The sequence below is a fragment of the Arachnia sp. genome (assembly GCF_057238465.1).
This window is the reverse complement of the sequence record NZ_DBHHFZ010000004.1, coordinates 296,494-310,613: the sequence shown is the minus strand read 5'-3', so window position 1 is coordinate 310,613 and position 14,120 is coordinate 296,494. Positions and strand designations below refer to the sequence as shown.

The 14,120-nt window shown below is 66.6% G+C and carries 13 protein-coding genes and 1 pseudogene; 9 read left to right on the top strand and 5 right to left on the bottom strand.

Translation table 11 applies throughout. The features are described from left to right. Positions 1–195: 195 nt before the first annotated feature. The 4 genes from ACO6D6_RS06865 to ACO6D6_RS06850 form a co-directional block, all read right to left on the bottom strand. Positions 196–1,500 (bottom strand): hypothetical protein, encoded by a 1,305-nt coding sequence (locus tag ACO6D6_RS06865; protein ID WP_484784365.1) that lies wholly within the window; start codon positions 1,498–1,500, stop codon positions 196–198. After that, entirely contained in the window at positions 1,497–3,428 is a 1,932-nt protein-coding gene (locus ACO6D6_RS06860) for a hypothetical protein (RefSeq protein ID WP_484784364.1), read from the bottom strand. Before ACO6D6_RS06860 ends, ACO6D6_RS06865 begins: the two co-directional genes overlap by 4 nt. A gap of 854 nt (positions 3,429–4,282) precedes the next feature. Continuing rightward, positions 4,283–4,735 (bottom strand): phage holin family protein, encoded by a 453-nt coding sequence (locus tag ACO6D6_RS06855; protein WP_484784362.1) that lies wholly within the window; start codon positions 4,733–4,735, stop codon positions 4,283–4,285. A 56-nt stretch (positions 4,736–4,791) separates the two neighbouring features. After that, positions 4,792–5,556 carry a class I SAM-dependent methyltransferase gene (locus tag ACO6D6_RS06850; protein ID WP_484784360.1) on the bottom strand — a complete coding sequence of 255 codons (765 nt, stop codon included), beginning with the start codon at positions 5,554–5,556 and terminating at the stop codon, positions 4,792–4,794. Positions 5,557–5,651: 95 nt separating this feature from the next. On the opposite strand from ACO6D6_RS06850, the gene ssd reads away from it, so the two are divergent. The 5 genes from ssd to ACO6D6_RS06825 all read left to right on the top strand — a co-directional run bounded on the left by ssd (position 5,652) and on the right by ACO6D6_RS06825 (position 10,178). Further along, on the top strand, positions 5,652–6,674 hold the full coding sequence (gene ssd, locus ACO6D6_RS06845; protein WP_484784359.1) for a septum site-determining protein Ssd: 1,023 nt from the start codon (positions 5,652–5,654) through the stop codon (positions 6,672–6,674). Further along, positions 6,674–7,813 (top strand): TadA family conjugal transfer-associated ATPase, encoded by a 1,140-nt coding sequence (locus tag ACO6D6_RS06840; RefSeq protein ID WP_484784357.1) that lies wholly within the window; start codon positions 6,674–6,676, stop codon positions 7,811–7,813. The genes ssd and ACO6D6_RS06840 overlap by 1 nt, the downstream gene beginning before the upstream one ends. A 167-nt stretch (positions 7,814–7,980) precedes the next feature. Then, on the top strand, positions 7,981–8,817 hold the full coding sequence (locus ACO6D6_RS06835; RefSeq protein ID WP_484784355.1) for a type II secretion system F family protein: 837 nt from the start codon (positions 7,981–7,983) through the stop codon (positions 8,815–8,817). Next, complete coding sequence (locus tag ACO6D6_RS06830) at positions 8,814–9,425, top strand: type II secretion system F family protein (RefSeq protein WP_484784353.1); 612 nt, start codon at positions 8,814–8,816, stop codon at positions 9,423–9,425. The genes ACO6D6_RS06835 and ACO6D6_RS06830 overlap by 4 nt, the downstream gene beginning before the upstream one ends. A gap of 330 nt (positions 9,426–9,755) precedes the next feature. Further along, complete coding sequence (locus ACO6D6_RS06825) at positions 9,756–10,178, top strand: VOC family protein (RefSeq protein ID WP_484784351.1); 423 nt, start codon at positions 9,756–9,758, stop codon at positions 10,176–10,178. A gap of 78 nt (positions 10,179–10,256) precedes the next feature. On the opposite strand, the pseudogene ACO6D6_RS06820 reads toward ACO6D6_RS06825, so the two are convergent. Further along, a pseudogene (locus ACO6D6_RS06820) lies at positions 10,257–10,574 on the bottom strand (hypothetical protein); the annotation flags it as partial. Between ACO6D6_RS06820 and ACO6D6_RS06815 the strand changes: the two are divergent. The 4 genes from ACO6D6_RS06815 (at position 10,482) to ACO6D6_RS06800 (ending at position 14,120) form a co-directional block, all read left to right on the top strand. Next, the gene (locus ACO6D6_RS06815) at positions 10,482–11,708 is read left to right on the top strand and encodes a sensor histidine kinase (RefSeq protein WP_484784349.1); all 1,227 of its coding nucleotides are present in this window, start codon (positions 10,482–10,484) and stop codon (positions 11,706–11,708) included. The pseudogene ACO6D6_RS06820 and the gene ACO6D6_RS06815 overlap by 93 nt on opposite strands. After that, a complete protein-coding gene (locus ACO6D6_RS06810) occupies positions 11,705–12,376 on the top strand; it encodes a response regulator (RefSeq protein WP_484784347.1) in 672 nt (223 codons plus the stop codon). Before ACO6D6_RS06815 ends, ACO6D6_RS06810 begins: the two co-directional genes overlap by 4 nt. A gap of 89 nt (positions 12,377–12,465) precedes the next feature. Next, entirely contained in the window at positions 12,466–13,371 is a 906-nt protein-coding gene (locus tag ACO6D6_RS06805) for an ABC transporter ATP-binding protein (protein WP_484784345.1), read from the top strand. Beyond that, on the top strand, positions 13,371–14,120 hold the full coding sequence (locus ACO6D6_RS06800) for an ABC transporter permease (protein WP_484784343.1): 750 nt from the start codon (positions 13,371–13,373) through the stop codon (positions 14,118–14,120). Before ACO6D6_RS06805 ends, ACO6D6_RS06800 begins: the two co-directional genes overlap by 1 nt.

Sequence of the window (14,120 nt, the reverse complement as noted above, 5' to 3'; positions counted from 1 at the left end):
GGGGAAGAAGGGGAGAGGAAGAGTGGGAAGAGGGGGAGAGGAAGAGTGGGAAGAGGGGGAGAGGAAGAGGGGGAAGAAGGGGAGAGGAAGAGTGGGAAGAGGGGGAGAGGAAGAGTGGGGGAGAGGAAGAGGGGGGAGAGGAAGAGGGGTGGGCGGTGAGCAGAGTTTCCTGGGGTTTTCCCGGGGTGGTTTCCCTCACCAGGTGTTGGTTTCCTCTCCCATCCTGATCCGTTCGGCGGCGATGCCGTTGAAGTTGCTCTTGTTGGTCAGATAGGTCAGGTCGTCCGTTCGAAGGGTCTTCTCGCCCGCGGTCACGTTCAGCCAGGAGACGACCGGGGAAATGTCATGCCCTTTCTCGTCCTTGGAGGGTTTTTCCAGGAGAATCACCGGGCCGGTGGGAGTGGATATTTCCGACGGTGACAGGTCTCCCGGGTCGATGACCGTCCCGGAATCCACATCGACCAATTCCCGGGGCAGCTTGCGCAGGGCGAACCCGATCTCCTTGGGGTCGCCGCCCCGGTTGATGATCTCGGTGGCGGCGGCCGGATCCTTGAAACGCTCAACCCAACCTGCAGGACGCAGCTGGGTGATTCCCGGCATGGTTCCCATTTCCTCGCCGGTGATGCCGACTCGGGTGATCGTGAAAGAATGACAGCCTCGGCATTCGTCCCGCCTACCGAAATCCTGCGGAGCCAGGAGCAGGGAATCGGCGGTTCCGCCGATCAGCCACTGGTCGGTGCGGGCGACGGTGGGTTCGGCCCGGGAATCATCGAGAGGGACTGCGTTGAGGGTTCCGGTGCCCGCGGGAAAGGCGTTCTGGGCGGTCTCGATCACCAGGGAATCGTTGGTGAGGACATGACCCAAAACCATGCCGGAGACATTCACGGTGCGGACCTCGTCGCCGGTTTCCGCGTCCAGGACGACGAAGGTGGTTCGCTGGTCGCTGATTTTTTCGGAGGTGGCCGGGGTCATGTAGGACACGAGTTGGACCGCCACACGACGCCCGTCGGGGCTGACGACGGCATAGTTGCGTTGGGAATCATACGAGCTGCCCATTGCAAAGATTTCCTGCGGTGTTCTGCTGGAACCGTACCAGCGCCTGCCCGCCAACGAGGGTTCGACGACTCGCGCCCACCTGACCGACCCGTCGTCCGGCTTCAGGGCCACCAGAGTCGTCGTCGGGACTTCTTTTTCGTCGTTCAGCTTGTTTGGGTTGTCGGCGTCCAGAATCCTTTTGGTTTTCGCAACGATGACGGGGCCGCTGGTGGTTGAGAGATGGAAGTCGGTCTCGTAGCTGTAATCCTGACTGGTCCTCTCTTTTGAACGTGAGAAATCCCAGCCGGTTTCCGTGGGTTTTGTTCGAAATATCGATGTGTCCTCGAATTTCTTGACGGCCACGGACCGCCTGATGTCCTCTTTCGTCTGGGGACGGGAGGCCGCAGGCAGTACGAGGAGCAGCAGGATCAACGCGAGGGCGAGGGACCGTTTCGCGAGTCTCATGAGACGCCTCCCGTCACTCCGAACAAACGGTACCGCTGGCCTTTCCTGTCCGGGGATCCCGTACTGATCTCCTCCGCGTTGAGGATGACCATCGTCACGCTGGGGGCGTTCATGAACAGCGTCGCCCCGGTGTGCTCGGGCTCTCTTGTCGCCAGTTGGGCAGGTGAATAGGTGCGAAAATCCTTGAAGAGCAGTGCCTCAGGGGAGAAATGGGTGGTTCCGGGGGGAATTGGAATCGTCACCCCCGGGGAACCGTCGCCGGGTTGCAAGGAGATCGCCCCACCCTCGGGGTGCGCCACGAACCCCACCTTCGCGGCGGCCGGGCCAGCGTACTGGGATGCGGGTGTGACGGTGCGGGTGGCGGGGTCGAAGACGGCCTCCAGCAGGGGGCCGCCACTCTGCTCGGCCTCTTCGAAGGTGCTCTGGTCGTAGGGCGGGTAGGTGACCAGCGCGCCGGATGCCCGGGAAGCCACCAGATTCGCTCCCGCCGCGCGTCCCAGATCCACGGGCGTCTCGTCCTCCAGGCCTGCCAGGGAATCCAGGGTGACGGCCCGTGCATTCCATCCCGCGACGGGGTAGCTCGGGACTCCGTGTTCGTCCAATTCCGGCAGGGGCTCGGTGTATTGCGCGGTCCAGCCGTCGACGAGCGCGGGATTGCCTCTCCGGGGATCAATCGCGACTCCCTGTACCTTGGACATGGCCGTCGGATCGGTATCCGGGACGAGGGTGAGATTTCCGCGGTCTTTTTCGATGATGAAGGATCTGTGCCCTGCCGGGCCGCTGTATCCCCCATGCTCGACCGTGTCGGAATCCGTCAGGGCCCAGAGCAGTTCCCCTGTGGTCAAGCTGTAGGCCTTGTTGCCGTCCAGGAGCGTGGAATCGGTGAGTTGAAGCCGCCACCCATTGGAGGGGTGCTCGCCTGTGATCCGGCCGGTGATGGTGTCGAACACCAGCGTCAGATATGTGTATTCCTTGTAGATGGGGGAACTTTTCGAAAGGGCGGTTTGGGGACCGTTGATCAGAAGCGCGACGTGACGTCCGGTGGGGCTGGCGACCATCGTGCGGGAGACTGCCATGTAACGGATCTCGGACAGTTTGTCGTGATAGTCGTATTGGGCGTTGGGGCGCTGGTAACTCCACAGGGTGGAGCCGTCGACGGGGTTGAGTGCCGTGACGCCCTCCTCGGTGAGGATGACCGGCCCGGCCGCCCCAGCAACCACTCCGAGCAGGCCGGGGGCCTCCCGGGACCATGCGACATCGGAGCCGATGCGGGAGGGGCGTTCCGGCAGGTTCGCGGAGGGGGAGGCCGTCGTGTGTGAGATCGCGGCCGCCGGGAGCAGGAAATGTCCAGCAGCGACCACGGCGGTCAACGCCACCACGGGAGCCAGAACCAGGCAGATCCGACGGAGCCAGCCGAACGACCAGCGTTCCCACGGCGCGGCGTCGCCGGATTTCCGTTCCTCGCGGGTGCGGAAACAGAGCCGGGCGGGATCCTTGAGAGAACCGGGATGAGCGCCCCGGAGGTTCTGGACCCCCTGCAACACCAGACCGGTGACGGTGGTCAGTCCCAGGCCGAGCGACCCCATGGCCTGCGCCAGCAACGGAACCGCGCTGAAGGAGGAGGCCGAGTAGACCATCCACCACGAATACCCCTGGAAACCGGCCAGGGCGAGCCATCCCGCCCCGAGCAGCACCGCCGGAACGAGTTTCCGGCCATCGCCGATGCCGTAGGCGAGCAACCAGAGAAAGAGCAGCAGAGCAGCGGAGACGAGGAAACGGATGTCGGCCTCTCCCGATGCGCTGAACACGTCCACCAGGGCGAACCCAAGCACCGTCCCGGTGAGGAAGACGAGCAACCCCGCGAACCGTAGGGTACGCAGCAGCGGGACGTGCCGAAGCGATGAGTCGTCGTCGATGAGCGGGACCATGGTCAATTATCGGTCAGAACCACTCACCGGGGGTAGGGATACGAGGAAATACCGGGTGGTTTCGACTTGGGCTGCTCCTTCGTCGCGCCCCGGCTCAACCAGCTTGGGAGTGGTGAAGTTGGTTGAGCCGACCTGCTCGTTCTGCGAGCTGGTCGTGTCGAAACCGTGGTGGTTTGGGGTGGGGTCTGCTTGTCGGCTGCCGGGTGGTTTCGACTCGGGTCGCTCGTTCCTCACGCCCCGGCTCAACCAGCTTCAAAAAGGGGGTCGGCTCAGCCGGCTTCGGCAAGATCTGCGCTTCTTCCCTATTCCGAGTCCCTCTGTGCCTCTTTTGTGCATGAATCGCGGGTGGGGGACGGTTCAACGTTGTGTGGCGACGTTGAACCGTCGAGCCTCCGCGATTCGTGAACGGGAAGGGTGGGGGTAGCAAAGTCGTGAACAGCACCCCCACCGCTTCCGCGATTCGTGCATGGGAAAGGACGGGAGTGGGGCGGTAAGGGTGTTGGGGTCGGGTGGTTTCGACTCGGGTCGCTCCTTCGTCGCGGCCCGGCTCAACCAGCTTGGAAGTGGTGAAGCCGGTTGAGCCGGCCTGCTCGCTCTGCGAGCTGGTCGTGTCGAAACCAGGTCGTGGGTGACTGGCGACTTGGGGTTGGGTTCTGTCTTACCGGGTGTGGGGTGGTTTCGACTCGGGTCGCTCCTTCGTCGCGCCCCGGCTCAACCAGCTTTGGGAAGGGGGATGTCGCGACCCGGCTCAACCAGCTTTGGGAAGGGGGATGTCGCGACCCGGCTCAGCCGGCTTCGGGGGAGGGGTTCGCGCCCCGGCTCAGCCGGCTTTGGGGGAGGGCTTGCGACCCGGCTCAGCTGGCTTCGGGGAGGGATGGTTCCTCCTTCACCACCACCACCTCCGCCGACCGGCCGAGGGCGGCGTCGGTGAGGGCGATGAACGTGGCCTTGGCCTCCTCGATGGTGGCGGTCGGGGCCTTGACCTTCCGGAAGCGGGCGCGGGCCATGAAGATCAGCACCACCGCGATCCCGATCGACAGCAGCGCCGCCGCCAGGAACCCCAGCGTCAGGCAGCCGACGGTGTTGAGGCCGGTGAGGCTCATCAACCAGCTCAGGGCCAACGCCAGCACGATCACCAGCATCCACAGCGAATGCAGCAGGAAAGTGACTGCGGCCGCGACGAAGGCCGAACCGAAGCCGGCCTGTTTCGCGGCAGGGACGAGCTCGGCCTTGGCCAGCTCCGTTTCGCGGGCGACGAAATCCATCAGGCCGTCGCGGAGCAACTGGAATGGTGTGGGACGGGCCATCGTATTCCTTTCGCGTCCGACCGGTTGCGGCGCAGCCGGGTACCCCTACCCTACGGCTACCGCAGAGGTGTCGCGACCTGCATGTCGATCTCGATGCCACTTTCCGGCATGGACACCGGTTCGGTCAGCTCGTCGTGATTCACCCAGGCCCGCCACGCCAGCAGCTGGAACGGCAGACGCAGGTTCTCCCCGGGCCTGACGGACTGCTCGAAAAGCGTCTTGACCTCGTCGGCCAGGCGCTTGCGCTGCACCTCCGAAAGCCTCCGCGACAACGGCTGATTCGCGACGAGCTGCTGGAGGTCGTCGAGGCTGACGGTCTGCCAGACACGGAAGGCGCGGTGCTCCACCTCCGGGAAGTACTTCGAGTCGTCCACGGCGGCCAGGGACTGGTGGCCGTAGTCGCCGCGCATCGCCATCGGGTCGTAGTGGCGCAGCAACGCGGTGAGGCGCCGCACCCACGGCACCGAGTCGTCGCGGATGATGTACGAGGCCGAGAAACAACCACCGGGACGCAACACACGGGCGATCTCCGAGAGCGCCTGCCCGGGATCGAAGAGATGGAAGGACTGGTGGGAGAACACCACGTCGAACTGGCAGGGATCGATCGGGATGGCCTCGGGGCGCGCCCAGAAGGGGGTGACGCCCTGGAGGGCGAGCAGGCGACGCATGTCGCGGTCGGTGTCGGCCATGGCGAAGACGGTGTGGCCCGCGTCCTCGAGGCGCTGGGGCAGCAGACTGCCCCCAAAGGTCAACCCCCGCACCCCCGGCCAGACGGCAAGCCAGGTCAGTGCTTCAGGAGGCAGGGGATCGGTGGTGGTCATCTCTTCCTGGGTTGTTCTTCAGCTACTCAAAACAGGTTATCCACATCTTCGGGCAGAAATGGAGATTCGGCTCGGCCGGTTCCCAAAGTGAAAATGTGAACACAACGGAGATTACCGGTCCATTGCTTGCCACGCGGGAAGCCGCGCTCGCGGATTCCGTGCTCGCCACCACGCTTGCCCTCGGGATCGACCTGGATGTCGTCTCGGACCGGGAGGAACTCAGGCGACGATGGCGCACCACGTCACTGCGTCTGGTGGGCACGGACATGGCGTCGCGGGCCGCGACGCTGGGTTCCGTGCCCGGGGTGTGGGTGGTCGGTTTCGACTCCGAGGAACTGCTGCAGGCCTCGGCGGAACTGGGCGCGCCCGCGCTGCTGCTGCCCGGCGAGTCGCAGCGTCTCGCGGAGGTGCTCTCAAGCGAGCTACCGGGCCAGGACGCGGCGCAGATACTGGCTTTGATAGGGGCTTCCGGCGGGTTGGGGGTCAGCTGCCTGGCGGTGGCGCTGTCCACGCGGGCCGCGGATGCGGGGTTGCGGTCGGTGGCGGTGGAACTGGCGGGCTGCGGTGGCGGCCTGGACCTGCTGTTCGGGGCGGAAACCCAGGTGGGCATGACCTGGGAGGAGCTGCGGCACGCCGTCGGTGAGATCGGGGACCTCACCCCGCACCTGGTCTCGGCGGAGCGGGTCTCGGTGCTGGCGCTGGGCAGACCCCACGGCGACTCCCCGGACGAGGCGGCGTTGTCGGCGGTGCTCAGGTCGCTGGAACGCAGCCACGACATGGTGGTGGTGGACCTGGGTGACGGCGCCAGGCTGGCGGAGCTGGGGCGTCGCGCCATTCCGCTGCTTGTGGTGGGCGCGGATGTGAGGTCGGTGGCGGCGGCCCGGATGCGGGCCCGCCGGATAGACCTGACCGGGGCGCTGCTGGTGGTGCGGGTCGGGAAAGGTCGCGGGCTGCCGCCCGAAGCGGTCTCCGACGCGCTGGGGCTGCCGCTGGCCGGGGTGGTGCGCGACGACCCGAGGGTGTCTCGGCTCGCGGCCCAGGGGGCCAGCGTCGGGTCGCGACCCGCGGCCCGGCTGCGCCGGGACTCGACGCGGCTGTTGAAGGAGGTGCGTTTGTGATGCTGGAGGAACTGCAGGCCAGGTTGGGCAGGCTCGGCCGTCCCCACACTGCCGCGGACGTCGCCACCGCGATGCGCGGCATGGGCTTGGTGGTCACCGACACGGCCCTCAGACAGGCCATGGACCAGCTGCGCCGCAACTCCGTCGGGGCCGGGCCGCTGGAGGAGCTGCTGCATGAACCGGGGGTCTCGGATGTGCTCGTCAACGGCCCGGATGCGGTGTTCGTGGATCGTGGCGCAGGGCTGGAGGCAGCGGACGTGCGGTTCGTCCACGACGAGGCGGTCCGCAGGCTCGCCATCCGGCTGGCCGCCACCGCGGGCAGGCGCCTGGACGATGCCCAGCCGTTCGTCGACGGCCGGCTGCCGGGCGGGGTGCGGCTGCACGCGGTGCTGGCGCCGCTGGCCAGTCCGGGGACGTGCATCTCGCTGCGGGTCCCGGCGTCGCGAACCCTGACCCTGGAGGAACTTCACACCGCAGGCTCGCTCACCGACGAGGCCCTGGAGCTGTGCCGGAGGGTGATCGCCTGCAAGGTGCCGTTCCTGATCTCCGGCGGCACCGGGACCGGCAAGACCACGCTGCTGGCGGCGCTGCTGGCCGAGGTACCGGTGGCGGAACGGATCGTCGTGGTGGAGGACGCCCGGGAACTGACCCCCAGGCATCCGCACTGCGTGCGCATGGAGGGCAGACCCCCCAACAACGAGGGAAAAGGAGCGATCACGCTCACCACCCTGGTGCGGCAGGCCCTCAGGATGCGGCCCGACAGGGTGGTGCTGGGTGAGGTGCGCGGCGCGGAACTCACCGACCTGCTCTCGGCGCTCAACACCGGGCACGAGGGCGGCTGCGGCACCGTCCACGCCAACTCCGTCGCCGACGTTCCCGCCCGGCTGGAGGCCCTCGCCGCGCTTGGCGGGCTGGGTCGCGAGGCCTGTCACGCGCAGCTCGCCGCGGCCCTGCGGCTGGTGCTGCACCTGCGTCGCGGTCCCGACGGGAAACGTTGGCTGGCGGAGGTGGGGGCGTTCAGGCGGGGTGTGGACGGGCTGGTCGGGATCGTGCCCGCCATGACCTTCACCGGCGGGGCCACCACCTGGGGTCCGGGAGCGGGCCTGGTGCGCGACTGGCTGGAGTGGTCGCAATGCTGATCTGTGTGGTGTTTTTCGCCCTTGCGGCTGCGTTGATCGCCGGGAAGGAGCAGAATTTGGAACGGCTGGGATTACCAGCCCGCCGCAGTCCGGGACGTGGCAGCGCAGCTGTCGTGAGGAAGACGTCCCGGCCTGTGTCGTCAAGCTTCTCCTTGTGGCGCCGAGGAATGGTCCCGGGGGATGTCGGCATTCCCGTTCCGCGGCCCGGGGACGGGGACTCCGCCGTTGCCGATGGCACCCGGACGGGGTCGTTGGAAAAACTGGAGGAGTCGCAGGCGCGGGGCGGCAGGAGCGGCCACGGAAGAGCGGTCGCCTCCCACCGGGCACGGATGCGGCGCAACAACCTGCTGCTGATGGGTGGTGCCGGCTTGGTCGCGGTGACCGTGGTGTTCGGCCTCAGGGTGGCAGGCTGGACCCTCGTCGTCGTCATCGCCGCCGGAACCGCAGCGTGGGTGCTGCGGCGTGCCGCCGCGGAACGCGCCCGGCGCAACCGGGCCGACGAAACCACCCGGGTCACGGTGGGGCTGGCCATGCTGCTGCGCTCCGGGCAGATTCCGACGGCGGCGCTCGCCGAGACCGCCACGGACTGCGACGCCCTGGCGCCCGTCGCGGCCGTCGCCAAACTGGGTGGGGACGTCCCCGCGGCGCTGCAGGAGGTGGCGCAGACACCGGGACGTGAGGGCCTGGCGCGGGTCGCGGGGGCGTGGCGGGTGGCGGAACGCACCGGCGCGCCAGTTGCCTCCGTGCTGCTGCAGGTCGCGGAAGGGCTGCGGGCCGAACGGGAACTCGCGGGAGTGGTCGAGGCCGAACTGGCGATGGCGCGCGGCAGCGCCCGGATCATGGCCTTCCTGCCGCTCGGGGCGCTGCTGCTCGGCTCCTTCGTCGGGGCCGATCCCCTCGGTTTCCTGCTGGAGAACCCGTTCGGGTTGGTGCTGGCGCTGGCCGGTGTGGGATTGGCAGCCGCCGGGGTGGCCTGGACCGAGAAACTGGCGGTCCGGCAATGAGCACCGCGGTCCTGATCGGTTTCCTCGTCGCAGCGGCCGTCCTGGCGTGGTGGGCCCCGCCACCCCTGAGCAGGCTCGAACCCCGGCCGTCGCCGCTGCCCGGCTGGGTGGGGAAGGCGTGGGCTTGGGCGGCGAAACGGTGGAGTGGTCGCAGGAAGGTGGACCGGGCCGTGGTGCGGGAACTTCCCGAAACCCTGGACCTGTTGGCCGTCTGCCTGGAGGCCGGAGCCCCCATGACCAACGCCATCGCCACGGTGGCCGCGGTCAGTCAACCCGCCACGGCCGTGATCCTGCACGGGATCGACGCGCAACTGCAGGTCGGCAGGGACCCGCAGGACGCCTGGGGAAGCCTCGCCGGCCACCCTGACTGGGGGCCACCGGCCCGTGACGCAGCCCGCTCGGCCCGCTCCGGAACCAGCCTGGTGGAGTGTCTTCGTGTTCACGCCGACGAGGCGCGCCGTCGCCGTCGTGAACAGGAGACCAAACGGGCCAGGTCGGTGGGGGTGAAATCGGTGCAGCCGCTCGCGCTGTGTTTCCTTCCCGCCTTCGTGCTCATCGGGGTGGTGCCGCTGGTGGCGTCGCTGCTCGGCACCTTCACGGGTCGCTGAACGGGAAAGCCCGGAACCAGCTGGGGTCCCTTCCCCCGGAATTGGTTGAGCCGGCCTGCGAGTGTGATGTCTCAGGACAAGGGTGAAGGTCGGGACTTCTTGCGGCCGCGCGACACTTGGACGGACGTCGTTGCCAGCGCCAGCCCTCAGGCCAGTCATCACGAAAAATTACAGGCTAATCAGACCAACCATCCGAGACGTAACGCAGTAGCATGTCTTCTGTGACACCCTCATGAACCATGACGGCCTTGCCGCCGTATCCCCATTGATGCTCACCACTTCAGTGATCCGCGAGGCAGAACGTTCTTCCCAAAGTAGTGCGCTCAAACCATGAATGGAGATGCCTGGATGATCAGCATCGCGACGATCACCATCAAGACAACCAAGCCACGAGCAGTCGCCGCGTTCTGGAGGGACTTGCTGGGTTACGAAGTGGCCCCCAACCTGACCGACTCCGTGCTCCTCGAAGGAAACGGACCGTCATTGCTGATCCAACCGGCCACACGGCCGGCAGCCCCGGGGGCCATCCACCTCGACCTCAGGCCTGATGACCAAGGTGACGCGGTGGCGGCCGCGTTGGCGCTTGGCGCCTCACATGCCGACATTGGGCAGACCGGGCAGGAAGGATGGGTGGTCCTGGCGGATCCCGCCGGGAATCTTTTCTGCGTGCTCGAGGGGCGTGCTGCACACGCGGCTCGAATGACCGGCAGGACTCCGACGCCAACGCCGGTGTGTGGACATGATGAGGGCTGAGGGCGCACCACGCACGCGGATGGGCGCCCCCCGACGATCGCCGGTGAACGGCTTCCGCCCATCCCCACCAGCAACTGAAGTTGCGTCTCCGACCCGGGCTCCAGGAGTGAGCTCACCGTTCCCGAGTGCTGTGACGCCGGAACCGAGCCAGCGTCCTGGCGGGGTGCCCGCCTCGGCGTGGTAGCGGGTTGGCGGAGTCGAGAGCGAACGGTCACCATCACCAGCCGCCACAGTCCGCAGCAGGTACTTGTGGGATCGACGGCGAACTCTTGTGTTGCGGTTGTCCCGGTAGCGTGGAGATGGATGGATTCCGTAGCAACTCGTGAGGACGAGGATCCCACAAAGGCCGACGCACCGACGCTCTCGGGCGGCACGTCCTCGTGGTTCCAGCTGCATCCGCGACTGGTTGATCTGATGCTCGTGCTGGTGATCTTCGCCTACAACTTGCCGATTCAGTTCGGTGCGGTGCCCGGGCACCTGTGGCTGGGGACCGGGCTGCTGGTCTCGGTCGGTCTGTGTGCGCCGGGGCTGTGGCGTCGTCAGTGGCCAGCGGCCACATATCTGGTGATCCAACTCGTCGCGGTCACGCAGATCCTGCTGGGGATCTCGCTGGTGGTTGCCGATGCGATGCTGCTGTTGGCCGTCTATACGCTCGCCTCGCGTAGGCGCTGGCAGCTCTCCGGCATGGCAGCGCTGATCACCGCCACGTGGACTGTGCTGAGTTGCCTGCCGATACTCGACCGCGGCGAGATGAGTATCGGGGATATCGGTGTGATCGTCGCGCTGATCCTGTGGTCATGGACCTGGGGACGTCTGGTGCGGACCCGCCGGCGCTACATCGCCTCACTGCATGAGCGCGCGGCACAGCTCGCGCGGGAGAAGGCGGTCGAGGCAGAACTGGCGGCGTCGTCCGAGCGGACGCGCATCGCTCGGGAGATCCACGATGTCGTCTCACATTCCCTGAGCGTTGTCGCGGTGTTGTCCGACGGTGCGGCCTCCACCATCGACACGGATCCTGAGCAGGCGCGCACAGCCATGCTGACCGTGCGCGACACGGGGCGCACAGCGTTGGCGGACATGCGCCGGCTGCTCGGGGTGCTGCGCGATGACGAGCCCGGCTCGCACGCACCGCAGCCGGGGATTGCGCAGTTGCCACGTCTGCTAGAGGAGTCTTGCGCGGCGGGCGTGCCGGTGCGGTTCATTGAAACGGGTGATCCTCAGACGGTGCCGCAGAGCATCGATCTGACCGTGTACCGCATCGTCCAGGAGGCGTTGACCAATGTGCGCAAGCATGCTGGCCTCGGGGTTTCGGAGGTGCGGGTCACGCTGGCCCATACCCCCGAGTCCATCACGGTCACTGTGACCGATGACGGTGCTGGGTCCGCCGCTGGTGTCGGTCGGCATATCGGGCACGGCCTGATCGGCATGCGCGAGCGTGTCGCCGCCCACCACGGGCAGCTGCGTGCCGGGCAGCGACCCGAAGGCGGTTTCGAGGTCGTCGCCACGATCCCGACAGGAGATGAATCATGAATATCCGCGTGCTGCTGGTCGACGACCAGGAGATGATCCGCATGGGTTTCCGCATGGTGCTGGGCACCTCCGAGGGCATCGAAGTCGTGGGCGAGGCCTCCGACGGCGACGAGGTCCTGGACGTGTTGGCTGAGCAGCCTGCCGATGTTGTGCTGATGGACGTGCGAATGCCCAGGGTTGACGGCATCGAGGCCACGCGGCGCGTCATGGCGCTGGAGGATCCGCCGCATGTGTTGGTGCTGACGACCTTCGACCTGGACGAGTACGCCTACGAGGCCTTGCGTGCCGGGGCGTCGGGTTTCCTGCTCAAGGACGCGCCGCTGGAGGAGGTGGCCGCAGCCATCCGTCACGTTCACGACGGTGACGCCGTGGTCGCGCCGTCGACCACGCGTCGCCTGTTGGGTCACTTCGCCGCGCCCGAGGCGTCATCGCTGGCTGCGCCGATGAACACCGCACCGCTTGAGCTGCTGACGCCGCGCGAGCGCGAGGTGTTGAGCCTGGTCGCGCGCGGACTGTCCAACCGCGAGATCGCCGATGAGCTCGTCCTCAGCGAGGGAACGGTCAAGGTCCACGTCGGGCACGTGCTGACCAAGCTCGACTTGCGCGACCGTGTCCAGGCCGTCGTGCTGGCCTACGAGACGGGTCTGATCTCGCCGGGAAGCGCCTGATCCAGCACGTCAGCTATGCCTGAAGTCATAGGGGGAAGATATGTCTTGGGCCAGATGGAATCTTCTCCGGGCTGCGACAGCGTGGAGACATGTTCTACGCAGTCACCACAGAAAACCTGACGAAGCGCTACGGCGATCGCATCGTCGTCGACGATCTGTCCCTGCGTATCCCTGAAGGGTGTGTGTACGGGTTCCTCGGCCCCAACGGGGCCGGCAAGTCCACGACGATGAAGATGCTGCTGTCGCTGATCGAGCCCAGCGACGGCGAGGTGCAGATCCTCGGTAAGTCGATGACGCGCGCCACGCGGCGTTCCCTGCTGGAGCGGATCGGTTCGCTGATCGAGGCCCCACCGGGGTATGCGCACCTGACCGGCGCGGAGAACATGCGGCTCATTCAGCGCCTGTTGCACTTGGATGACGCACAGATCGAACACGCAGTGCAGGTCGTGCATCTGACCGAGCAGATGAACAAGAAGGTCCGCGAGTATTCCCTGGGCATGAAGCAACGCCTGGGGATCGCGATGGCCCTGGCCCGCCAGCCGCAGCTGCTGATCCTCGACGAGCCCACCAACGGCCTCGACCCCGCGGGCATCGAGGAGATGCGCGGACTGCTGCGCCACCTCGCGGTCAACGGGGTGACCGTGATGGTCTCCTCGCACCTGCTGGGCGAGATCGACAAGATCGCCACCCAGCTGGGCATTCTCGCCCAGGGCCGGATGATCTTCCAGGGCACCCGCGCCGAGCTGATGAAGGCATCCTCGCCCGACGTGCTGATCACCTGCTCGGAGCCTCACCGGGCACAAAACCTGCTTGTGCCCTACAACCCGCGGCTCAAGTCGTCGGGCGACCTGGCACTGGCGGGAACCGATGACAAACGGATGGCCGGATTCGTCGCAGCGCTGGTTGGCGAAGGGATCGACATCTACGGAGTCCGTCGTGACGAGCAGAGCCTCGAGGACGTCTTCATGCGCCTGACCGAAGGAGGTGGGCTGTGATGACCGTCGTCATGAACGAACTGGCCAAGATTCGTCACCTTCGCATCGGGGTGATCGCGATCATTCATCTGGTGGCCATCGTGGTTCTCACAGCTTTTCAGTCGCTGGTCGCGGGCATTGACGAGCATCTCGCGGATCCCGGCGGGGCGCCGTGGAAGATCCTGCTCACCGGGCTCTCACGGGCGTTCGCGATGATCTCGCCCGTCCTCTTGGCTGTGCTGGCCAGTCGTCAGGTCGAAATGGAACACACGGGCAACGGCTGGCTGCTGTCCGCCACGAGCGGAGTGAGTCCCGGCCACCTGTGCCGTGCCAAGCTCGTCGTGCTCGGGTTGATCGTCGCCCTGGTCACCATGATGCAGTCCGCGCTGCTCGTCGGCTTCGCGAAGCTCATCGGCGTCACCTCACCCTTCCCAGCCTCACACTGGATCGGGTACACAGCCTCGATCATGGTCATCAACCTCGCCGTGCTGGCGTTCCAGATCCTGCTGTCGGCCACGGTGGAGAACCAGCTCGTCGCGTTGGGCGTCAGCATCGTCGGTATCTTCCTCGCGCTCTTCGGTGTGATCCTGCCGAGCTTTCTCACACACCTGACGCCCTGGAGCTACTACGCGCTGGCCGCTCCGGCCGACTACGTCGGCGTCGACCTCGTCTACCACGACCTGCCCTACCTCAGCATTGCCGGTCTGGCGGTCGTGGGTGGCTCGCTCTTCACGCTGATCACCACTCGTTTCAACACCCGGGAAGCATGA